Genomic DNA, 20,522 nt, shown 5'->3' with positions numbered 1-20,522 from the left:
CTACGGTACGGTGCGGCATGGTCAGCGTGCTCCCCACCGCCGATCTCACCGGCGACATGCGGGTGGAGATCCGCCGGCTGCTCGACGACGCGTTCGAGGGTGCCTTCTCCGACGACGACTGGGACCATTCGCTCGGCGGCCTGCATTTCGTCGTCGAACGGGACGGCCGGATCGCCGCGCACGCCTCGGTCGTGCAGCGCGGCTTCTTCCACGCGGGCCGGTCCTGGCGCTGCGGTTACGTCGAGGCCGTCGCCGTCTCACCGCCATGGCGCGGGCAGGGCCTGGCCGGCGCCGTCATGGGCGAGGCCGAAAATGTCATAGCCCGCGCCTACGATTTCGGTGCGCTGTCGGCCTCCGATGCCGGCCGTGGGCTCTACGTGTCCCGCGGCTGGCAGCAGTGGCGCGGCCGCACCGCCGTGCTGTCCCCGTCGGGCCTCACCTACACGCCCGACGATGACGACAGCACGTTCGTCCGCGCCCCGGCCGGCATCGACCTCGACGGCGTCCTGGCCTGCGATTGGCGCAACGGCGACGTCTGGTAAAACCGCCGCGCAAGACCCTTTCCCCGTACGCCGTGAGCCAGTCGACAGGCGCAGTCAGTCAGTCAACGCCCGGCCGGCGGAACTGGGGCGGCAGCGGAATCCCGAAACGCGAGCAGATCCTCGGCACGTCGTGGCGGTCCTTGTCCCGCGCCGGATAGTCGCTGTGCCACCGCACTGACCACTCCGGAGCCTCGCAGCGCACCGCCATCCCGTCGACTGTCCCGGCCCCCGCGAGCGCCGAGGCCGGGAACACGAACCCGTCGAGCGCCGACCCGTAGTGCACCTGTCCGTCCGCCCTCACCTCGTACAGGTGCAGGTCCAGGCGAAGCCGCGAACCGTCGTGCAGCACGAAGTTCCACGGCCGGTCCCCCGGCCACGGAAAGATGCGGTCGAGCCCGATCGCCACCAGCCCCTCGAACGCCTCGGCCGTTTGCGCGGCCGGGATCCAGACGTCCAGATCGGAGTGTTCCCGGGTCTGTTCCCCGAGCAGCGCGTCGACCGCCCAGCCCCCGCTCAGGCAGACGTCGACGCCGCGCCCGGTCAGCGCCGTCACGATCGTCCGGACGTCCTCCCCGGTCATCACGGCCGCAGCAGCACCTTCACGGCACGCCGCTCGTCCATCGCCGCGTACGCCGCCGCCGTCTCGCTCAGGGGCAACGTCAGGTCGAACACCCGGCCCGGTTCGATCCGCCCGTCCAGCACCTCGGGCAGCAGTTCGGCCATGTAGTCGCGAACGGGCGCCACCCCACCCCGTACGCCCACGTTGGTCCCGAACATCACCGGCACCGGCAGTTCGGGCCCACCCGCGGGCACCCCCACGAAGCCGACCTGCCCGCCCGGCCGGGCCGACCGCAGCGCCTGGTCCATCGACTCTTTCGTCCCGACACATTCGAGCACCACGTCCGGCCCGATCCCGTCGAACATCTTCTTCAGCACGGCGATGCCCTCCTCGCCCCGCTCGGGCACGATGTCGGTCGCCCCGAACGAGCGGGCCAGCGCCTGCCGTGACTCGTGCCGGGACATCGCGACGATGCGCTGCGCGCCCAGCCGCTCGGCCGCGATGATCGCGCACAGCCCGACCGCACCGTCGCCCACGACCGCGACCGTCGAGCCCGCGCGCACAGCACCCGACACTGCGGCGTGGTGGCCCGTGCACATCACGTCCGAGAGTGTCAGCAGACCCGGGATCAACGCGTCGTCCGGCCGGCCGCCCGGGACCACGAACAGCGTGCCGTCGGCGTACGGAACCCGGACCCGCTCGCCCTGCCCGCCGTCGGCGAAGCCCTCGTCCCGCACCTGCGCGCCCCACGCCCCGCCGGCCAGGCAGGACGTGCTGAACCCATTACGGCAGTTGACGCACACGCCGTCGCAGACGTAGAACGGCGCGATCACGAAGTCGCCCACCTGGACCGTCTGCACGTCGTCGCCGACCTCGTCGACCACGCCGACGAACTCGTGGCCCATCCGCCGCGGCTCGGCGATCGCCCGCACACCCCGGTACGGCCACAGGTCGGACCCGCAGACGCAGGAGGCGACGACCCGGACGACGGCGTCGCGCCCGGTCGAGATCACCGGCTCCGGCGCCTCCTCGACCCGGACGTCCCGTTCCCCATAGATGGTGGCAGCGCGCACGTGCTTCTCCCGACGTAATGCAGAGGTTCTATGCATAGGACGCTTGCACCCGTCTGAGAGGCACGAATAGCGTCACCGCCATGGTAGAGGTGACCCTGACGGACGCCGCGATGATGCGGGTCATGGCCCATCCGATGCGGATGCGCATCGTGGGTTCGCTGCGCCTGGACGGCCCCGCCACCTCGGCGATCCTGGCCCGCCGGCTCGGCACCGACTCCGGCCAGACCAGCCACCACCTGCGGATGCTGGCCCGGCACGGCTTCGTCGCCGAGGCACCCGAGCGGGGCCGGGGCAGCCGTGGGCGGGAACGCTGGTGGAAGGCCGCGCACGACTCGACGACGTGGGCGGGCGCGGAGGGCGGGGCCGCCCTGGAGCGGGCCGCCCGCCAACTGTGGGACCTGATGGCCGAGCAGTTCCACCAGGAGGTGGTGCACGGCCGGTGGAGCCCGGAGTGGTTCGACGCCGCCGCGAGTTCCGACCGGGTCATCCGGACGACACCGGAGGGTCTGGCCCGGCTCCACGACCGGATCGACCAGCTCATCACCGAGGCCGACGCGCCCGGCCCCGGCGCCGAGACGGTGGTCGTCGTGACGCAGGCCTACCCGCGCCGGAGACAGCCGTGATCAGCCTGTGGCGCAACCGCGAGTTCAACCTGCTCTGGAGTTCGCAGTCACTGTCCGACCTGGGCGACGGCATCGCCACCCTGGCGCTCTCGCTGCTGGTGCTGGTCAAGACCGGTTCCCCGGTCAGTGCGGGCGTCGTCGGCACGACGACCGAGGCGGCCCGGCTGCTGCTGCGCCTGCCCGCGGGCGTCCTGGTGGATCGTTTCGACCGCCGCCGTACGCTCGTGACCAGCGACGCCGTACGCCTGCTGGCCTTCGCCACCCTCACCACGGCAGTGCTCACCGACCGCGCCGGCCTGTGGCTGATCCTGGTCGTGGCCGTCGTCGACGCATCGGCCGGCGCGATCTTCGGCACGGCCGAGGACGCCTCGCTGCGCAGCATCGTTCCCGTCGAGCAACTGCCGGACGCCGTGGCCCGCAACGAGGCCCGCTCCTACGGCACGTCGCTGGCCGGCCCGCCGCTGGGTGGGGTCCTGTTCAGCCTGGGGCACGCCGTCCCGTTCGCCGCCAACGCCGTGTCGTCACTGGTGTCGATCGTCGCCGTGCTCTTCATCCGCAAGCCCCTGCAGTCCGCACGAGAGGACAAGCCGCAGCCGTACGGGGTCGCGCTCGCCGAGGGCGTGCGGTTCGTACTCACCCACCCGTTCCTCCGGGCGCTGATGCTGATCGCCGCGCCGCTCAACTTCGCGATCACCGGAGTGATCTTCGCGCTCATCGTCGCCCTGCAACGCCACGGCACCCCGCCCGCCGTGATCGGCCTGACCGAGACGATCGTGGCCGCCGGCGGGCTGCTCGGTGCCTTCGCGGCGCCCGCGATCCAGCGCCGGCTCGGGCTGGTCGCCCTGGTCCGCTCGATCTGCTGGGCCGCCACCGCGCTGCTGGCCACCGCCGCGTTGCTGCCGATCAGCATCGTCGCCGCCGTCCCGCTCGGCCTCACCGTCTTTCTCGGCCCGGCCGCCAACGCCGCCCTGTTCGGCTATCAGGCCGCGATCACGCCCGACCGCCTGCAGGGCCGGGTGATCAGCGTGATCATGGTGGCCGCGACGTCGATGGCCGCCACGGCCCCCTTCGTGGCCGGTGTCCTGCTGCAGTGGCAGGGCCCCGGCGTGGCGATCCTGGTCTTCGCCGCCGCCGTCGGTGGCTCGGCCCTCGTCGCGACGCTCGGGCGGGGAATCCGAGTCACAGACCGGCCTGGTATGCCAGCACCCCTCGGTTGACCGCGGCGATCGCCTGGCGTGCGGTGTCACGCAGGTCTTGCGACGCGGCCGACGCCTCGCGGAGCTGGCCGAGCAGGTCGAGCACCTGCCGGGCCCAGCGCACGAAGTCGCCCGCGGGCATGTCGGCGTCGTAGTTGTGGCCGCTGGCCAGCACCTTGGCCAGCGGTTCGCCCCGGGCCCAGCGGTACATCGGCCAGACGAACCCCGGGTCGGGCTCGCGGGTCAGCGTCAGCCCGTGATCGGACTCGTCGGCCGCGATGTCGCCCCACAGCTTGCCGCAGGCGTCGACCGCCTCGGTGATCGCGCCCTTGGGCACCGACGCGCGGTCGTCACCCTCGCGGCGCGACTCGTAGAGCACCATCGACACCGCCGCGGCCAGTTCCTCGGGGGCCAGACGGTCCCACACCCCCTGACGCAGGCACTCGGCGATCAGCAGGTCGGCCTCGGACCAGATGCGGCCCAGCATGCGGCCCGGCTCGGTCACCTCACCTTCCGCGCTCAGGTAGCCGCGTTCGGCCAGCACCGCACACACCTGGTCGAACGTGCGGGCCAGCGATCCCGTACGCCCGGCGACCTTGTCGCGCAGCGCCTGGGTGTCGCGCTCGAGCCGGTGCCGCCGCTCGGCCCAGCGGGCATGATCTTCCCGCTCGGGGCAGGCGTGGCACGGGTGCTGCCGCATCTTGACCTTGAGCAGGGCGATCTCGGCGTCCTCGCCCTGGCCGCCGCCGCGGTTGCGCCGCCGGCTGCCGTGCCGCTCGTGCCCGGTCGCGCTGACCTGGGCCGCCAGGTCGCGGCGGGCCGCGGGCGACCGCGGGTTGAAGTGCTTGGGCACGCGGATGCGGTCGAGCACCTCGGCCTCGCCCGCGAAGTCGGCCGGGCTGACCCGCCCGGCCCAGCGATCCTGCGTCAGCACCATCGGGCGCGGCTCGCCGAACCCGCCGGTGGGCGTTTCCAGCACCACGGCCAAGCCGGCCCGGCGGCCCTGGGCAACCCGGATCACGTCACCGACCCGCAGCCGTTCCAGCGAGGTCACCACGGCAGCGCGGCGCTGCGTCTGCCCCTGCCGGGCCAGGGCGCGTTCCCGGTCGGCGATCGCGACCCGGAGGCCGAAGTATTCGTCGAAGTCGCCGTGATGACAGGCGGCGTCGTTCCCGTACGTCTGCATCGTGTCGACGTTGCGCTGCACCTGGCGCGCCAGGCCCACCACCGAACGGTCGGCCTGGAACTGGGCGAACGACGACTCGAGCAGCTCGCGGGCCTTGTCGGCGCCGACGCTGCCGACCAGGTTGACCGCCATGTTGTAGGACGGGCGGAACGACGACCGCAGCGGATAGGTGCGGGTCGACGCCAGACCGGCCACGTGCCGCGGGTCGACCTCGGGGCTCCAGAGCACCAGGGCGTGGCCCTCGACGTCGATGCCGCGGCGCCCGGCCCGGCCGGTGAGCTGCGTGTATTCCCCCGGGGTGAGGTCGACGTGGGCCTCGCCGTTGAACTTGACCAGCCGTTCCAGCACAACGCAGCGGGCGGGCATGTTGATGCCGAGCGCCAGCGTCTCGGTGGCGAAGACCGCCTTGACCAGCCCCTGGACGAAGCACTCCTCGACCGCCTCCTTGAAGGCGGGCAGCATGCCGGCGTGGTGCGCGGCCACGCCCCGCTCGAGGCCGTCGAGCCACTCCCAGTAGCCCAGCACGGACAGATCTTCCCGCGGGATCGTCGCCACCTTGGCCTCGGCGATCCGCCGGATCTCGGCCCGCTCGTCACTGTCGGTGAGCCGTAGCCCGGCCGACAGACACTGCTGCACGGCGGCGTCGCAGCCGGCCCGGCTGAAGATGAACAGGATCGCCGGCAGCAGGTCGGCCCGCTCGAGCCGGTCGACCACCTCGGCCCGCGGCGGCGGCTGCCAGCGGCGGCCCCGCCCGCCCCGGCCCGGGCCGTAGCTGCGGTCGGTCATCTCGAGCCGGCGTTCCATCTCGCGGGAGTAGCGCAGCAGCTCGGGGTGCACGTCGTGCTTCTTGGCGGCGTCGGCGTCGTGGAACAGGTCGAACATGCGCCGGCCGACCAGCATGTGCTGCCACAGCGGGACCGGCCGGTGCTCGCTGACCACGACCTCGGTCTTGCCGCGCACGGTGACCAGCCAGTCGGCGAACTCTTCGTAGTTGCTGACCGTGGCCGACAGCGACACCAGGGTGACCGAGGACGGGAGGTGGATGATCACCTCTTCCCACACCGCGCCGCGGAACCGGTCGGCCAGGTAGTGCACCTCATCCATGACCACGTAGGCCAGGTTTTTCAGCGCCGCCGAGCCCGAGTAGAGCATGTTGCGCAGCACCTCGGTGGTCATCACGACCACCGGGGCGTCGCCGTTGATGGCGTTGTCACCGGTCAGCAGGCCGACCTGGTCGGCGCCGTAACGCTCGACGAGATCGTGGTACTTCTGGTTGGACAGCGCCTTGATCGGGGTGGTGTAGAAGCACTTGCGCTGCCCGTCGCGCAACGCCAGGTGCACGGCGAACTCGCCCACCACCGTCTTACCGGCGCCGGTGGGCGCGCACACCAGCACGCCGCTCCCCCGTTCGAGCGATCCGCAGGCGGCGCGCTGGAAATCGTCGAGGTCGAAGCCGACGTCGAGCATGAAATCCGTGAGCGCGGGGAACTCGGCCACCCGGGCCGCCCGCCTCTGGGATTCCGCGTACCGTTCGGCGGGACTCGTCATGAACACCAGGCTAGTTCGTGCATGTGACAAGAACGAGCACGGGCGGTTGCGTCCCGGTCCGTGACGCGTGGTGGGTATGGTGCTCCCGTGCCGGATGTCGCATCGACCGATCACCCTCCCCATCGGCCGCACCGTCAGGTGGACGCCGTGCTGTTCGATTTCCATGGCACGTTGGCGCAGGTGGAAGACCCGGTGACCTGGGTCGTCGCGGCCGCGGCGGCGTGCGGGCGCGAGCTCGACCGGGGCAAGGCGACGGTGCTGGCCGACCGCCTGGTCACCGCGGGCCGGGCCGGTGGCCCACTGCCCTACCGGGTGCCGCCCCACCTGGCCGAACACTGGGCCGACCGCGATCTGTACGCGCAGAGCCACCGCGCGGCGTTCACCGGCCTGGCCGCCACGGTCGCCACCGATGTGGAGGGGCTGGCCGACGCCCTGTACGACCGTCTGCTGGAGCCGGACGGCTGGCTCCCCTACGCCGACACCGAGTCGACGCTGCGCACGCTGCACGAGGCCGGCATCAAGGTCGCCGTGGTCAGCAACATCGCCTTCGACATCCGGCCACTGTTCGAGGCGTGGGGCCTGAGCTCGCTGATCGACGCGTACGCGCTGAGCTTCGAGGTCGGCCGCATCAAGCCCGACCCGGCCATCTTCCTGCGGGCATGCGGCATGCTCGGCGCCGACCCCGAACGCACCCTGATGGTCGGCGACACCCCGGCCGACGCCGGTGCCGTGGCGGCCGGCTGCGCCGCGCTGGTGCTTCCCGCCGCCGAACCGGGCCGCCCCAACGGTCTGGGCGCGACCCTGGCCCTGGCCGGCTGCGCGGCCTAGCCGGCGTAGGGCGGCGCCTCACCCCAGCCCCAGCGCGGCACCGGCGCCTCGCGGGGCGGCTCGGCGCCGGGCTGCGAGTTCGCCACCGCGAGCCGGGTGCCCCACTCCAGGTAGGCGACGAACGCCGACCGGAACTCCGGGTCGTCCGGCAGCCCGACCTCGTCGGCCGCGTCCAGCATCAGGTTCACCCACCGGCGGCGCTGAGGTTCGGTGATCGCCCGGCCCAGGTGGTGACCCAGCATGGCCGGATAGCCGCCGCGCTCCGCGGTGTAGCCGGCCGGCCCGCCGAACACCTCACCCAGCCACATCGCCACGTAGCGGGGATGGCCGGGGTCCATGTGGGCGAACAGGGGCACCAGCAGCTCGTCCTTCAGTACCAGCCGGTAGAACGCCTCGCACAACCGTTGCAGGGCGCCGGCCCCGCCCGCCCAGTCGTACAACGTGGCATCGTCGTCAGTCACGGGACGAGCCCATCACCGCGGCGCCGGCCCCGGCAAGTACGCACTTTCCGGTTCGTGCCGGGAGGGGAGACGACGATGATCAAGCAGTACGGCTGCCCGGTCGAGCTGGCCGTCGACGTGATCGGCGGCCGGTGGCGGGTGGTCATCCTGGCCCGGCTCAAGGAGGGCGCGCACCGCTACGGCGAGCTGCGCCGCCTGACGCCCGGCATCAGCGAGAAGATGCTCACCCAGCGGTTGCGCGAGCTCGAGGCGGACGGTCTCGTGACCCGCAAGGACCATGAAACCGTGCCGCCTCATGTGGAGTACTCGCTCACCGAGGAGGGGCGGAGCCTGGCGCCGGTGCTGCAGGCGCTCTACGACTGGGGCGTCGAGCGCGCCGCCCGCACCGGGGCCCGGGTCGGCTCAGGGGCGTGACGTCTCCTGCTCGACGGTGTCGATGGGGGCGGCGGACATCAGGGACGGGGTCGGGTTGTCGGCGGTCTGGTGCAGGCCGGGCACGCGGTCCTCGATGACGAACGTGGCGCGGGTGTGGATCGGGGCGCCGGGTGTGGTCACGTAGGGCACGACGCGGAAGTCCGCCGTGAGGCCGTCCGGCGTGATGCGCGTACGGACGTAGCCGCGCTGGTTGTTGTAGAAGCGCAGGTGCGGGTTCCAGGCCGCCCACGGGTGCTGACCCGAAGCCACGTCGGTGCCGTTGCCGGTCGACGTGATGGAGGAACAGACAAGTTCGGTCCCCACCGTACGACCGGTGGGGTCGGCGTAGTCCAGTTTGAGCTCGTCGGCCCAGTGGGCGTGCACGTCACCGGTGAGCACGACCGGGTTGCGTACGCCGGCGTCGACCCAGCCCCGGGTGATCCGGTCACGGGAGGCCGCGTAGCCGTCCCACGAGTCCATGCTGGTCACCACCTGCGGGCCCGAGTTGTTGTCGCGCTGCCCGAAGAAGACCTGCTGGCCCAGGACGTCCCAGCGGGCCGACGAGCGGCGGAACCCGTCGAGCAGCCACTTCTCCTGCCGGTCGCCGGTGATCGAGCGGGCCGGGTCGTACGCGTCGGCGCATTCCTTGTAGCCGTCGCCGCACGCCTGGTCGTCGCGGAACTGGCGCGTGTCGAGCATGTGGAACGTGGCCAGCCGGCCCCAGTGCAGCCGCCGGTAGAGCTGCATGTCGATGCCACGCGGGATCGAGGTGCGGCGCAGCGGCATGTTCTCGTAGTAGGCCTGGAACGCGGCCGCTCGCCGGGCGGGGAAGTCCGGGTCGGGCTGCTCGGGCACCTCGTCGGCCCAGTTGTTCTCGACCTCGTGGTCGTCGAACACCACCGCCCACGGCGCGACGGCGTGCGCGGCCTGCAGGTCGGGGTCGGTCTTGTACTGAGCGTGGCGCTGCCGGTAGTTGGCCAGCGTGACGGTCTCGGGCCCGGCGTGGTCGCGCGGGTTGCCGCCGGGGATGGTGTACACGCCGGCCTGGTACTCGTACTGGTAATCGCCCAGGTGCAGGATCAGCTCGGGCTCGTCCTCGGCGAGGTGGCGGTACGCGGTGAAGTAGCCGTGCTCGTACTGGGAGCAGGAGGCGAACGCCATCGCCAGGGTGCCACCGGCGGCCCAGAGGGGCGGGGTGGTGCGAGTTCGCCCGTACGGGGAAAGGAAGCCCTCGGCCTTGAACCGGTAGAAGTATTCACGGCCGGGCAGCAGGCCGCCGAGCTCGACGTGCACGGTGTGGGCCGACTCGGGCCGGGCGGCGGTCACGCCACGGCGCACGACGCGCCGGAAGCGTTCGTCGGCGGCGACCTCCCACTCGACGGGGACGACGCGCGACGGCATGCCACCGAGGCCGTCCTCGGCCAGCGGGGCCGGGGCGAGGCGTGTCCAGAGCACGAAGCCGTCCGGGTCGGGATCACCCGAGGCGACGCCCAGCGTGAACGGGTCGGTGCGCAGCGGACCGGTCTGAGGAGCCGCCATGGCGGCGAGCGGCCAGGTGGTCGCACCGGCGGCGGCAGCCGAGCTGAGCAGCAGTGTTCTTCTCGAGAGGACCATGCCCGCAGCCTGGCGGGCATAGATGGCCTTGAATTGACCTGAGTCTTAAGGTCAGGCGTACGAGTCGAGGTTGACACCCTGGCGCTGCCCGAGGGCGGGCTTGGGGGCCTCGGCGGCCTCGGCCTTGCTTTCCCGGGCCGCGGGAGCCGGGGCGGGCTGGGACGCGGCGTCGGCCATGCTCTTCAGGTTCGAGCGGGCGCTGTCGTAGGCCGACGAGACGAGCGAGCTGAGCGAGTTGATCTGCATGACCTCCCCGATCGGCCGGTCCGCGGCGATCTGATGACGAACTCAGCGGAGCAACCGAACCGCACCCGGCGCACACGTCATGTCGAGGTCGAGGGGGCCGAGGCGCTCCCCGTCGGCGTAGGCGACGATGCCCTCGGAGCACAGCCGGACGTGACGGGCGCGAAAGACGGTGACCCTGGGGTCGGTGACGTGGGTGCCGCGGTCGAGCCGGGGTTTGAGCCGGGCCAGCGCGACCCGCCCGAACGGCGCCGCGATCACCACGTCGAGCAGCCCGTCGGCCGGGTCGGCATCGGGCAGGATCCGCATGCCGCCGCCGTAGCTGGCGCAGTTGCCCACGGCCACCAGCATCCCGGTGAAGCTGTGGTCGGTCCCGTCCAGCTCGAGCCGGTAGTGGCGCGGCTGCAGGCGGGCCAGTTCGAGCAGGATCGCCAGGTCGTAGCGCCGGGGCCCGCGCGGCCAGCGCATCCGGTTGGCCCGCTCGTTGACCAGCGCGTCGAAGCCCCCGGCGAGCACCGCCCCGAACCAGCGCACCGGGCCCGGCCCGTCCACGCGGGCCAGGTCGACCGGCGTGTACCGGCCCTCCCTCAGCGCCGCCGCCACCGCGCCGGCGGCGGCCAGCGGATCCGTGGGCATGCCGACCCCGGCCGCGAAGTCGTTGCCGGTGCCGGCCGGCACGACCCCGAAGCCGACGTCGTGCCCGGCCACGGCCTGCAGCGCCCGGTGGATCGTCCCGTCCCCGCCCACCGCGACCACGGCCGCGACCCCGTCGGCGACGGCCGCGTGGCAGGCCTCTTCGGCCGACGCGCCGCTATGGGCCTCGAGCAGCCGCGCGCCCGGGCCCAGCCGCTGCAGAACCCCGGACAGCAGATCGCGGTGCCGGCCACGCCCCGCCGAGGGGTTGGCCAGCACCGCTATGTCGCGCGTCACAGTCGGGCACCTTACCGCTGCCCGGGCTCCTCAGTCGCGCAGAGCTTCGTCCGGAGCCAGCCGCGCCGCCCGGAGCATCGGCCACACGCCGCCGGCCAGCATCGCCACTGCCGGAATCAGCACCAGCACGGCGAATCGCGCGGCGGGCGGCAGCAGAAGGCCGTCCGGCAGCTCGAACCCGAGCAGCGGCCGGCCCTGAACGGCCATCCGCACCGCCACCAGGGCGATCACCCCGAGCAGGCCGCCGGCCAGCCCGGCCCCGATCCCGAACAGGCCCAGTTCCAGGGCGAGCAGCCGGGTGATCCGGCCGTTCGCGAACCCGAGGGCCTTGAGCAGGCCGATGTCGCGGCGGCGGCTGCGCACCAGCCCGGCGCCGATGGACAGCCCGGCGCCGGCACAGAGCAGGACGACCAGACCGGTCATCACCTGGCCGACCAGCCGGAGCAGGCCGAGCAGCGGCGGCAGCGCGGTGAGCTGGGACTGGACGCTCGACGCGTTGTACCCCTCGGCGGCCAGGCGCCGCTGCACCGGCTCGACCTGGCCGGCGTCGGCGACCTCGACGATCACCTTGGGGAAGCCGACGCGGGCGGCGAGGGCGTCCGGGGTGACCTGGCGACCGGCGGCGGCCATGGCCACCGCGGCCCGCTCGCTCACATACATGGCCGACGGTCCGTCCCGGCCCCCGATCGCCTCGTCATAAAGACCGACGACCAGTGCTTTCCGGTACGCGGCCTCGCCGCTCTCGGCCGTGAGCGCGCGCGTGTACTCGACGCGGATCCGCCGGCCGAGCAGACCGCTCAGGTCGGCCCCGGCGAGACGGCCGGGCAGCAGCACCTCGTCGTCCGCCAGCGCGGCGTCCGCGTCCCGTCCGGGCAGCACCGCGACCACCGGCGGCTGGCCGACCGGCATCCGCGGGGTCGCCCACAGGGCCCCGGCGACCTGCTCACCGGTCTCGGTCTCGAGCGACGTGCCGGACTGCATCCACGGCAGCACCGAGACCACGCCGGGCATCGCCCGGATCTCGTCGATCTTGGCCTGGTTGAGGACGACGGTGGTGGTGGCCCCGGTCGAGTCGACCTCGACCGTCCGCATCATCGAGCTCTCCCGGGTCGCGGTTCCGGCCGAGGTGGTGGCGTTGCCGACGATGCCGGCGCTCAGCAGGGCGACGGCCATCGTGACCGCGATGAAGAAGCCGTAGGAGCGGTTGCGGGCGCCCAGCACCCGGGCGTTGCGCAGGCTGAATCTCAGGTCGTTCATCAGGCTCCCTCCGGCGTCGCGACCGGCGTGTCCGCGGTCAGCCGCCCGTCGGACAGCACGACGACCCGGTCGGCGATCCGCCCCGCCACGTCGTCGTGCGAGGCGATCAGCACGGCCCGGCCCTGGGCCGCGGCCCCGCGGAACTGCTCCAGCACCTGCCCGGCCGACTCGAGGTCGAGGCCGGAGACCGGTTCGTCGGCGATCAGCAGGGCCGGGTCGTTGATCAGCGCGCGGGCGACCGCGATGCGCTGCCGCTCGCCGCCGGACAGGTTGCGGGCCGCGGCATTGGTGCGCCCGGCCAGACCGAGGCCGGCCAGCATGTCGGCGGCACGGCGCCGGGCCCCGGCGCGCGGGCCGACGGCGGGCAGCACCACGTTCTCGATGGCCGTGAGGTGGCCGAACAGGTTGTGCTGCTGGAACACGAACCCGAGCCGGGTCGCCCGGGTCATCGCCAGTTCCCGTTCCCCCAGCCCACGCGTGTCGGTGCCGCCGATGCGCACGGTCCCGCCGTCCGGCCGGGTGAGCAGACCCGCGATGGTGAGCAGGGTCGACTTGCCCGTCCCGGACCGGCCGCGGAGCCAGACGATCTCGCCCGGCCGCACCTCGAGCCGCACGCCGCGCAGCACCGTCCGGCCGCCCCGGTCGAAGGCCTTGGTCACGCCGTCGAGGTCGAGGGCGGGCGCGCTCATGCGGGCTCCTCGAGGCCGGTCCGCTGCATCTCCACGGTCGCCCGCAGGGTGCACTTGTCGATGGACGGGACGGCCCGGTAGAGCGCGCTGAACCCGGTGCAGCCGCGCTGCCCGGTCGTCCAGGCGGTGAGGGCGGGCGGCAGGTTGTTGCGGTCGATGCCCTGGTCCGGCACGTTCATCGCCGCGGCCACCTCCATCGTCGTCAGGTCGCCGGGCCGGTCCAGGGAAGGGCCGATCTGCGCGAGCGGGTCGGCGAAGGCCCGCCGGATCTCGCCGGAGTTGGACAGGAACGGGCCCAGGCCGAGCATCGTCCAGGCGAGGTAGCGGTCCTCCCGGCTCCCGACCGGGAAGGTGACGCCGCGGAACTTCGGCACCTCGCTGCCGACCTGCTGCAGCAGCAGGACGAGCTGGGCCGCCGGGAGCAGCGTCGCGCGGGTCAACGGCCGGGCCAGGAAGTCGCGGGCGAGCCCGGTGGCCTCCCGTTCGAGGGCCTGATCGCGGGCGTCGAGCCCGCGCAGCACCACGGCGGCCATCAGCAGATCGCTGATGCTCCTGTTCGCGCGCAGCCGGGGCAGCAGTGCCCGGACGGCGTCGGTGGTCGGCCGTCCGGCGATGTCACCGAACGCGTCGACCGAGCCGGCCAGCAGCGCGGCGTCGTACGTGTTCTCCAGCGTGCCCATCCGTTGCGTCCGGGTGAGCAGCAGACCGGTCGCACCGTCCATCCGTTTGCGCAGACGATCGCCGAGCGGCTCCAGGTCGGCCCGTGGTCCGCCCGCGGCCAGCCAGGCCAGGGTCAGGAAGTAGGTCTCGAACTCGTTGCCGGCCACGTCCAGGCCGAGGTTCGGGCGCAGCCAGGCGAGCACGTCCTGGCGGTCCGGCGCGGACAGCGGCGTGCCGAGCCGGTCGGCCAGGCAGACCGCGCCCCAGACCCGCATCACCGAGTCGGCCGAGAACTTCCCGGTCAGCGCCGGCTTGGCCGGCGTCAGCCGCCACGAGCCGGGGTCGAGGTTCAGCCGGTCGGCCGCCTCGGCGGCCCGGCACCGGCCGTAGTCGCCGGTAGCGGCGGGCACGGCCGTGGTCAGGGCCGCTCCGAGTTCACGGCGCCGGTCGTCCGGCAGGCCGACCTTCTTGTCGGCGACGACGTCGGTCACGGCCGCGATGGCCGCGATCCGGGCGTCCGGGTCGTCGGGCAGCGGGGCCGTCAGCGCGGCGGACGCCCAGTTCCCGGCGATGCTGCGGCCGCTGCTCTGTTCGACCCGGGTCGCATACCAGGCCGTCCAGAGCGGCTCGTCCGGCTGCTCGGCGGCGACCGTGCGGGCCAGCCGGTCCGGATCGGCCGGGGCCGGGGTCGGGCCGTCGATCCGGGCCAGGGCGGCGAGGCCGTACGCGCTCGGCGCCATCTGCGGCTTGCCGTCCTCCTCGAGCCCGGGCGCCATGAACAAGCCGTTCCCGGCGAGCAGGCCGCGCAATTGCGCGACCAGGGCGGCCTGCGCGCCATAACGGGCCGGCGGAGCGGGCCGGCGCGACCCGATGACAATTATTACAGCCGCGAGAACAATTAATGCGAACAGCGGAACGGACAGGAGAAAAAGCTTTCGGCGGAGCGGAAGGGACCGCGGCGCACGGCCGCGGTCTCCCCCAGCATTAAATGCTCGGCTCATTACTAGAACGACGCCGTCACACTCTTGGTCTGGCCGTTGTAGAACGCGGTGCCGGTGGCCCGGGCCGAGACACCGACGGTGAAGATGTTGGTGCACAGGTTGCCCGAGAGGAAGGCACCCCGGGAACCGTTGTTGTTCTGCCAGGTGCCGGTGACCGGGTCACCGCTGCGGCCGAACGCGGTGACCGAGGCCTGCACGCCCCACGGGTCGAAGGTGGTGGCCACCTTGACCCAGTCGCGGCCCGAGACCGGCGCGGAACCCCCGCTGATCTGGGACCAGCTGTCGAAGGCGGCACAGTTGCCGGAGGCCCACGTCGCGACGTAGACGTACGACTGCAGAGCCGCGCCGTTGGTGAAGCTGGACTTCGGGCTGTAGGCCGATGTCGCGGACGCCGCCTGGGCGGAGCCGGCGATCAGGGCCGCGGCCAGCGGCAGCGCGACGGCCGCCTTGGCCAGGGCAGAGCGAATACTCAACGATGCTCCCTCGGAAAGGGGAGGCATGGTGACGCCATTGCTATTTCTTTTTGTTTCGGCGTAACCGTAAACCCCCGTGTGCCGAGAAGATTGCCATACCCATTGATGACGGGCAATCAACAGAGCGTATTTCCCCGAAACACCTGATCGCGGTTCCGGAACCGCGATCACTAGCCATTCGCCGATGATCTTGTTATGCGTCATACAACCGTCATACTTGCCGAGATGCAACCGTCATGTTCGTCGCCGGAATGATGTTTCGACGATTCTCTATTCGGAGAGTCTGCGCAGCTGAGCGAGAAATAATGCGCTTATCCTCCTGGTCCGGCCGCCGGACGGGCCAGGAGCCGGTCGCGGCCGGCGGGCGACCGCAGACACAGAAAAACGCGGGGAGTTGCCGGAATCGGCAACTCCCCGCGTCACGCTGCGTCACACGCCGCCGCGCTACGTCATGTCGTCCCAGCGTCCTTCCAGCGGACGGGGCTTCGCGACCGGGGTGGGCGACTCGATCGGGGTCGGGGCCTCGATCGGGTCGGACGCGCCGACCGGCACCCGCTCGTCTTCGAGCGGGGACAGCTGGTCGTCGTCGAGTTCGGCGTAGAGCTCCTTGCCGCGGCCCTTGCGCTTGTCGTTGAGGAACGCCACACCGACCGCGATCAGATAGAGCACGATCATGCAGGCCGCCAGCAGCGTCATGCCGAACGGGCCCGGGTCGGGGGTGGCGATCGCGGCGAAGGCGAACGACAGGAAGACGACGATCCGCCACCAGCCCATCAGCTTGCGGGCCGAGACGACGCCGGTGAAGTTGAGCATCAGCAGGATCAACGGGAACTCGAAGGCCGCGCCGAAGATCAGGATCATGCTGGTGACGAACCCGATGTACGACGAGACCTCGAGTTTCGTGGACTCCCCGAGGACGCCGGCCTCCATGATGAAGGCGAGGCTGTGGCCGACCACGAAGTAGGCCAGCACGGCACCACCGGTGAACAGCGGCGCCGCGATCGCGACGAAGACGTAGGCCCACTTGCGTTCGTGCCGGTGCAGGCCCGGGGCGATGAACGCCCACAACTGAAAGAGCCAGACCGGGGCGCCGACGATGATGCCGACCCACAACGCGATCTTGAGGCGCAGGATCAGGGTGTCGCCGACCCCGAGGACGATCCAGTCGCAGTAGGTCGTGCCGTCGGCACGGGTGGCGATCGAGGACGGAAGCCGGCAGTACGGCTGTTCCAGCAGATGGAACACCCACTGCGACAGGATGAAGCCGACGATCAGGCCGGCGACCAGGCCGAGAGACGCGATGAAGAGGCGGTTGCGCAGTTCCCGGATGTGGTCGATCAGCGTCATCGAGCCGTCAGAGGCCTGCTCGAACTTGCTGGGCCCCTGACGGCGAAGGGCTAGCTTCATGACCGGCGGTCAGCTCAGCGGTCGTTGGTGCGCTGCTGGACCGGGTCGACGTAGGGCTGCGCCGGGGGCGCCTGGTAGCCCTGCGGCTGCTGGTAGCCCTGCGGCGGTTGCTGCTGCTGATAGCCGGGCTGACCGGGCTGCTGGACCTCACCGTTGATCGGCTGGCGCGAGTACTGCGGCTCGGCCTTCTCGGCGACGTCGTTGTTGTCATCGACCAGGCCCTTGGTCTCGGCCTTGATGATCCGCAGCGACCGGCCCAGCGACCGAGCGGCGTCCGGAAGTCGCTTCGCGCCGAAGAGCAGCACGAGGACCACCACAAAAACGATGATGTGCCATGGCTTGAGCACGTTCATGAGGAGAACTCCAGTCGGTCGGATCAGTTGCGGGTCCATCGTACGTGTCGAAACTGGTGATGCATCCCACCGGACGGCCCCGGTTTCGCTACGTTCCCCGAAGTCTTGGACAACGGGGAAGGAACAGCGCAACCACTACTTCTTGGCGAAGACCGCGTGCTCCTGCATCGACTCGGCCCGCTGTTGCACATCGAGCAGCTTCTCCTGCAGCTCGGCCGCACTCTGCTGGAGCACGGCCGCGTCGGCCTGGCGCTTCTGCAGCCGCAGGGCCGCACGGCGCAGCCCGTCGAGCCGGCCGAGCAGCCGGAAACCGGCCGCACCCAGGATGATCACGGCGACCACGACCACGGCGATCCAGATCCACATCAGCACCGGGCCACCCTACCGGCCGGGGGTGCTGTACTGGTCGAGCGCGGCCGTCGCCTGTTCGCGGATGCGGGTGAGCAGCTCGGGCGGCCCGACCACGGTCACGTCGGGCCCGAGGCCGAGCAGCAGGCGCTGGGCCCAGCCGAGGTCGGTGACCCGCATGGTCACGATCCACTCGTCGCCGGTCTCCCGCCGCACCTCTTCGACCGGGTAGTACTCGGTGATCCAGCGGCTCCCCCGGCCCACCCGCAGCGTGACCAGCTGCAGGTCGGGCGTGGGGTGGAAGACGCCGTCGGTGACGTCGTGCGGCACCGCTTCCGCGGGCGGGCGGGACGGCTCGGCCAGTTCGGTGAAGTCGTCGATGCGGTCGATCCGGAACATCCGGGTCGCCTCGGCCCGGCGGCACCACGCCTCCAGGTAGGCCTTGCCGCTGACCATCAGCACCCGCATCGGGTCGACGACGCGTTCGGTGGTCTCGTCGCGGGCCGCCGTGTAATAGGTCATCCGCAGTGCGTGGCCGCTCTCGACCGCGGCCCGCACCTTGTCGACCCGCTTCGAGTTGGCCGGCAGCCGCACCGCGACGGGCGCGCCGGCCAGGTCGCCGGCCGCGTTCTCGATCTTGGCCAGGGCCCGCTCGATCACGTCGCGGTGGCCCGTGCCTGGCGTCTCGGCCAGCATCCGCAGCGCCACCACCAGGGCGAGCGCCTCGTCCTGGGTCAGGCGCAGCGGACGGTTGATGCCGGCGTCGTGGCTGATCGTGACCCGGTCACCGTCGAGCGCCATGTCGATCAGGTCGCCCGGGCCGTAGCCGGGCAGCCCGCACACCCACAGCAGTTCCAGGTCTTCCCGCAGCTGGCGCTCGCTCACCCCGAGGTCGGCCGCGGCCTCGGCGACCAGGATGCCGGGCCGGGCCAGCAGGTAGGGCACGAGCAGCAGCAGCCGCCCGAGCCGGTCGCCACTCGGCCTCGGCCCGGTCACGCGGCCACGACCTGGTGCCGCACGACGACCTCTTTGAGCAGCTGGATCACGGCGTCGCGGACCTCGGGCGGCCCGTCGGCCCGGACATCCGGCCCGTACCCGACGATCGTGGCGGCCAGCCGTTCCGCGTCCGCGTACGGGATGGTCAGGCAGTCGCCCGCCGGCCCCGGCACGGTCTCGGTGGCCCAGCGGCGCAGTCCCGCGGCCTTGCCCGGCTTGACCGTGACGGTGGCCCGGCCGGTGTGCGCGACCGGCCCCGACCACTGGGCGACGTGGCTGATCAGATCCTCGTTCTCGGGCGGGGTGAACGCGCCCGGCCGGCCCAGCGGCTTCACCGCGCCGACGATCCGCGACAGCCGGAAGCAGCGGGTCGCGGCGCGGTCGCGGTCGTGCCCGACCACGTACCACCGGCCCTGCCAGCAGACGACGCCCCACGGCTCGAGCCTGCGCACCGCCGGATCGTCCACTTCGGGCACCCGGTAGGTGAAACTGACCGCCCGGCGGTCGCGGGCGGCGCTGGTCAGCGGCCCGAACGCCGGGTCGACGGTGACCACCGGCTCGACCCCGAGGGTGGCCTGCGGGTCGACCTCGACCCCGGCCGCACGCAGCTTGGCCAGCCCGGACGACGCCGCCGCGGCCAGGCCGGCGTGCTGCCACAGCCGGGCCGCGATGCCGACCGCGGCCGCCTCGTCGGGTTCGAGCAGGATGGCCGGCAGGGCGTACTCGCGGTGGGCGATGCGGTAGCCCGGTTCCTGGTCGAAGACGCTGGCCGTGCCGGTCTCGAGCGGAACCCCCAGCTCGCGCAGCTCGGCCTTGTCGCGCTCGAACTTGCGCTGGAAGGCCTCGTGGTCGCGTGGGTCCTCCGGATCGTGCTCGTAACCGGGCACCGTCGCGGCGATCTGCGCGGCGGTCAGGAACCGCCGCGTGGAGAGCAGGCAGATCACCAGGTTCACCAGGCGCTCGGTGCGGGTCCGCGACACGAGTGGCAACGCTAGCAGGATGAACGCGGAAGTGACGTACGAGCTACACCCCGGCGGTTTCCAGGCACCTCTCAGCGGAAAGGTAGGCCCGGGTGACCACCGCAGAGACCCCCGATGAGCAGCTCCCGGTCGGGCTGGCCGGCGCCGAGCCGCTGGAGCCGTCCGGTTCGCCGCAGAAGTCCGAAAACCCGGAGAACGAGAGTGTCGGCACCGTCGTCATCGCCGGGCTGGCCAACCTGGTGATCGCGGTGGCCAAGCTGTTCGCCGGTCTGGTCTCCGGTTCGGCGGCCATGGTGTCCGAGTCGGCGCACTCGCTGGCCGACACCATCACCGAGGTGTTCCTGTTCGTCGCGCTGCGCCGGGGCGCGCAACCGGCCGACGAGGAACACCCGTTCGGGTACGGCAAGGAGAGCTTCGTCTGGGCGTTCATCGCCGCCGTGTTCACCTTCGTCGGCGGCGCCGGCTTCTCGATCTACCACGGCATCGAGACGATCGTGCACGGCGAGGAGATGGGCGCGTTCGTCTGGTCGTACGTCGTCCTGGCGGTCTCGTTCGTCGCCGAGGGCGCGTCGTTCCTGCGGGCCCGGCGCCAGGTCGCGGGCGAGTCCCGGCGCTGGGGCGTCAGCCCGTCACGGTTCCTGCGGCTGACCCCCGACACCACGGTCAAGGCGGTCTACTTCGAGGACTCGGCCGCGCTGATCGGCCTCGTGCTGGCCGGGGCCGGCCTGCTGCTGACCGAGCTGACCGGCAACACGGTGTGGGACGGGGTCGCCTCCATCGCCATCGGCCTGCTGCTCTTCGGGGTGGCCGCGATCCTCGCCCACACCAACGCGTCGCTGCTGGTCGGGCGGGCGGTGCCGCGCCGGGTGCACAACCTGATCGCGGCCGACATCCAGTCCATCCCGATCGTGGTGGCCGTGCCGACGCTGCTGACCATGCAGCTCGGCCCGGGCGACGTGCTGGTCGCGGCCAAGGTCGACTTCGACGACGACGTCAGCGGCGGCGAGATCGAGGCCGCGTCGGACGAGGCCGAGCGCCGGCTGCGGGCCCGGTTCCCGAGCATCCGGTACGTCTTCCTCGACCCGACCCGCGGCACGGCGGGCCGCAACCACGTCAACGGCGGGGTCGACTTGTAGGGTCT

22 protein-coding genes are annotated in these 20,522 nt (G+C 71.9%); 6 read left to right on the top strand and 16 right to left on the bottom strand.

Features of this window, described 5'->3' with window-relative positions:
- Positions 1–17: 17 nt before the first annotated feature.
- Positions 18–542, top strand: a complete 525-nt coding sequence (locus KOI35_RS13465; protein ID WP_215787167.1) for a GNAT family N-acetyltransferase — start codon at positions 18–20, stop codon at positions 540–542.
- A 58-nt stretch (positions 543–600) separates the two neighbouring features.
- On the opposite strand, the gene KOI35_RS13460 is transcribed toward KOI35_RS13465, so the two are convergent.
- Together KOI35_RS13460 and KOI35_RS13455 are read right to left on the bottom strand one after the other, a co-directional pair.
- Positions 601–1,122 carry a nucleotidyltransferase domain-containing protein gene (locus KOI35_RS13460; protein WP_215787972.1) on the bottom strand — a complete coding sequence of 174 codons (522 nt, stop codon included), beginning with the start codon at positions 1,120–1,122 and terminating at the stop codon, positions 601–603.
- Positions 1,122–2,174, bottom strand: coding sequence for a zinc-dependent alcohol dehydrogenase family protein (locus KOI35_RS13455; protein ID WP_215787165.1), 1,053 nt, complete (start codon positions 2,172–2,174; stop codon positions 1,122–1,124). The genes KOI35_RS13460 and KOI35_RS13455 overlap by 1 nt, the downstream gene beginning before the upstream one ends.
- An 80-nt stretch (positions 2,175–2,254) precedes the next feature.
- On the opposite strand from KOI35_RS13455, the gene KOI35_RS13450 reads away from it, so the two are divergent.
- Both KOI35_RS13450 and KOI35_RS13445 read left to right on the top strand, forming a co-directional pair.
- A complete protein-coding gene (locus tag KOI35_RS13450) occupies positions 2,255–2,797 on the top strand; it encodes a winged helix-turn-helix domain-containing protein (protein WP_215787163.1) in 543 nt (180 codons plus the stop codon).
- On the top strand, positions 2,794–4,014 hold the full coding sequence (locus tag KOI35_RS13445; protein WP_215787161.1) for an MFS transporter: 1,221 nt from the start codon (positions 2,794–2,796) through the stop codon (positions 4,012–4,014). The genes KOI35_RS13450 and KOI35_RS13445 overlap by 4 nt, the downstream gene beginning before the upstream one ends.
- Here the strand turns inward: KOI35_RS13445 and KOI35_RS13440 are convergent.
- The gene (locus KOI35_RS13440; protein WP_215787159.1) at positions 3,977–6,727 is read right to left on the bottom strand and encodes a DEAD/DEAH box helicase; all 2,751 of its coding nucleotides are present in this window, start codon (positions 6,725–6,727) and stop codon (positions 3,977–3,979) included. The genes KOI35_RS13445 and KOI35_RS13440 overlap by 38 nt on opposite strands.
- Before the next feature lie 87 nt (positions 6,728–6,814).
- On the opposite strand from KOI35_RS13440, the gene KOI35_RS13435 reads away from it, so the two are divergent.
- Positions 6,815–7,555 carry an HAD family hydrolase gene (locus tag KOI35_RS13435; RefSeq protein ID WP_308120947.1) on the top strand — a complete coding sequence of 247 codons (741 nt, stop codon included), beginning with the start codon at positions 6,815–6,817 and terminating at the stop codon, positions 7,553–7,555.
- On the opposite strand, the gene KOI35_RS13430 is transcribed toward KOI35_RS13435, so the two are convergent.
- Positions 7,552–8,016, bottom strand: a complete 465-nt coding sequence (locus KOI35_RS13430) for a group II truncated hemoglobin (protein ID WP_215787157.1) — start codon at positions 8,014–8,016, stop codon at positions 7,552–7,554. The two genes, KOI35_RS13435 and KOI35_RS13430, sit on opposite strands and share 4 nt — an antisense overlap.
- 75 nt (positions 8,017–8,091) lie before the next feature.
- On the opposite strand from KOI35_RS13430, the gene KOI35_RS13425 reads away from it, so the two are divergent.
- The gene (locus tag KOI35_RS13425) at positions 8,092–8,430 is read left to right on the top strand and encodes a winged helix-turn-helix transcriptional regulator (protein WP_215787155.1); all 339 of its coding nucleotides are present in this window, start codon (positions 8,092–8,094) and stop codon (positions 8,428–8,430) included.
- Here KOI35_RS13425 and KOI35_RS13420 read toward each other — a convergent pair.
- From KOI35_RS13420 to KOI35_RS13365, 12 genes are all read right to left on the bottom strand, one after another.
- A complete protein-coding gene (locus KOI35_RS13420; RefSeq protein ID WP_215787153.1) occupies positions 8,419–10,044 on the bottom strand; it encodes an alkaline phosphatase D family protein in 1,626 nt (541 codons plus the stop codon). The two genes, KOI35_RS13425 and KOI35_RS13420, sit on opposite strands and share 12 nt — an antisense overlap.
- 51 nt (positions 10,045–10,095) lie before the next feature.
- Positions 10,096–10,290 (bottom strand): hypothetical protein, encoded by a 195-nt coding sequence (locus tag KOI35_RS13415; protein WP_215787151.1) that lies wholly within the window; start codon positions 10,288–10,290, stop codon positions 10,096–10,098.
- 42 nt (positions 10,291–10,332) lie between these two features.
- Positions 10,333–11,217 carry a YegS/Rv2252/BmrU family lipid kinase gene (locus KOI35_RS13410; RefSeq protein ID WP_215787148.1) on the bottom strand — a complete coding sequence of 295 codons (885 nt, stop codon included), beginning with the start codon at positions 11,215–11,217 and terminating at the stop codon, positions 10,333–10,335.
- Positions 11,218–11,247: 30 nt separating this feature from the next.
- Positions 11,248–12,474: an FtsX-like permease family protein gene (locus tag KOI35_RS13405; protein WP_215787146.1), complete on the bottom strand. Its 1,227-nt coding sequence runs from the start codon at positions 12,472–12,474 to the stop codon at positions 11,248–11,250.
- Positions 12,474–13,163 carry an ABC transporter ATP-binding protein gene (locus KOI35_RS13400; RefSeq protein ID WP_215787144.1) on the bottom strand — a complete coding sequence of 230 codons (690 nt, stop codon included), beginning with the start codon at positions 13,161–13,163 and terminating at the stop codon, positions 12,474–12,476. The genes KOI35_RS13405 and KOI35_RS13400 overlap by 1 nt, the downstream gene beginning before the upstream one ends.
- Positions 13,160–14,632 carry a hypothetical protein gene (locus tag KOI35_RS13395; RefSeq protein ID WP_215787141.1) on the bottom strand — a complete coding sequence of 491 codons (1,473 nt, stop codon included), beginning with the start codon at positions 14,630–14,632 and terminating at the stop codon, positions 13,160–13,162. Before KOI35_RS13395 ends, KOI35_RS13400 begins: the two co-directional genes overlap by 4 nt.
- Before the next feature lie 194 nt (positions 14,633–14,826).
- Entirely contained in the window at positions 14,827–15,297 is a 471-nt protein-coding gene (locus KOI35_RS13390) for a hypothetical protein (protein ID WP_215787139.1), read from the bottom strand.
- Between the two features lie 444 nt (positions 15,298–15,741).
- On the bottom strand, positions 15,742–16,704 hold the full coding sequence (gene tatC / locus KOI35_RS13385; protein ID WP_215787137.1) for a twin-arginine translocase subunit TatC: 963 nt from the start codon (positions 16,702–16,704) through the stop codon (positions 15,742–15,744).
- Between the two features lie 14 nt (positions 16,705–16,718).
- Complete coding sequence (gene tatA / locus KOI35_RS13380) at positions 16,719–17,057, bottom strand: Sec-independent protein translocase subunit TatA (RefSeq protein ID WP_215787135.1); 339 nt, start codon at positions 17,055–17,057, stop codon at positions 16,719–16,721.
- A 135-nt stretch (positions 17,058–17,192) separates the two neighbouring features.
- Positions 17,193–17,423, bottom strand: coding sequence for a hypothetical protein (locus tag KOI35_RS13375; protein ID WP_215787969.1), 231 nt, complete (start codon positions 17,421–17,423; stop codon positions 17,193–17,195).
- 15 nt (positions 17,424–17,438) lie between these two features.
- Positions 17,439–18,401: a helix-turn-helix transcriptional regulator gene (locus tag KOI35_RS13370; protein ID WP_215787133.1), complete on the bottom strand. Its 963-nt coding sequence runs from the start codon at positions 18,399–18,401 to the stop codon at positions 17,439–17,441.
- Complete coding sequence (locus tag KOI35_RS13365; RefSeq protein WP_215787131.1) at positions 18,398–19,381, bottom strand: helix-turn-helix transcriptional regulator; 984 nt, start codon at positions 19,379–19,381, stop codon at positions 18,398–18,400. Before KOI35_RS13365 ends, KOI35_RS13370 begins: the two co-directional genes overlap by 4 nt.
- A 134-nt stretch (positions 19,382–19,515) precedes the next feature.
- Between KOI35_RS13365 and KOI35_RS13360 the strand changes: the two genes are divergently transcribed.
- The gene (locus KOI35_RS13360; RefSeq protein WP_438870600.1) at positions 19,516–20,517 is read left to right on the top strand and encodes a cation diffusion facilitator family transporter; all 1,002 of its coding nucleotides are present in this window, start codon (positions 19,516–19,518) and stop codon (positions 20,515–20,517) included.
- Positions 20,518–20,522 lie beyond the last annotated feature (5 nt).

The organism is Paractinoplanes bogorensis, from assembly GCF_018829635.1.
GTDB classification, from domain to species: Bacteria; Actinomycetota; Actinomycetes; order Mycobacteriales; family Micromonosporaceae; genus Actinoplanes; species Actinoplanes bogorensis.
This window is presented reverse-complemented; position numbering and strand designations above follow the sequence as displayed.

Bases quoted from the DNA above. Each gene is read 5' to 3' on its own strand.
- KOI35_RS13405 (WP_215787146.1), bottom strand. From the start codon at position 12,474: ATGAACGACCTGAGATTCAGCCTGCGCAACGCCCGGGTGCTGGGCGCC.
- KOI35_RS13460 (WP_215787972.1), bottom strand. From the start codon at position 1,122: ATGACCGGGGAGGACGTCCGGACGATCGTGACGGCGCTGACCGGGCGC.
- KOI35_RS13425 (WP_215787155.1), top strand. From the start codon at position 8,092: ATGATCAAGCAGTACGGCTGCCCGGTCGAGCTGGCCGTCGACGTGATC.
- KOI35_RS13415 (WP_215787151.1), bottom strand. From the start codon at position 10,290: ATGCAGATCAACTCGCTCAGCTCGCTCGTCTCGTCGGCCTACGACAGC.
- tatA (WP_215787135.1), bottom strand. From the start codon at position 17,057: ATGAACGTGCTCAAGCCATGGCACATCATCGTTTTTGTGGTGGTCCTC.
- KOI35_RS13375 (WP_215787969.1), bottom strand. From the start codon at position 17,423: ATGTGGATCTGGATCGCCGTGGTCGTGGTCGCCGTGATCATCCTGGGT.
- KOI35_RS13450 (WP_215787163.1), top strand. From the start codon at position 2,255: ATGGTAGAGGTGACCCTGACGGACGCCGCGATGATGCGGGTCATGGCC.
- KOI35_RS13420 (WP_215787153.1), bottom strand. From the start codon at position 10,044: ATGGTCCTCTCGAGAAGAACACTGCTGCTCAGCTCGGCTGCCGCCGCC.
- KOI35_RS13440 (WP_215787159.1), bottom strand. From the start codon at position 6,727: ATGACGAGTCCCGCCGAACGGTACGCGGAATCCCAGAGGCGGGCGGCC.
- KOI35_RS13400 (WP_215787144.1), bottom strand. From the start codon at position 13,163: ATGAGCGCGCCCGCCCTCGACCTCGACGGCGTGACCAAGGCCTTCGAC.
- KOI35_RS13465 (WP_215787167.1), top strand. From the start codon at position 18: ATGGTCAGCGTGCTCCCCACCGCCGATCTCACCGGCGACATGCGGGTG.
- tatC (WP_215787137.1), bottom strand. From the start codon at position 16,704: ATGAAGCTAGCCCTTCGCCGTCAGGGGCCCAGCAAGTTCGAGCAGGCC.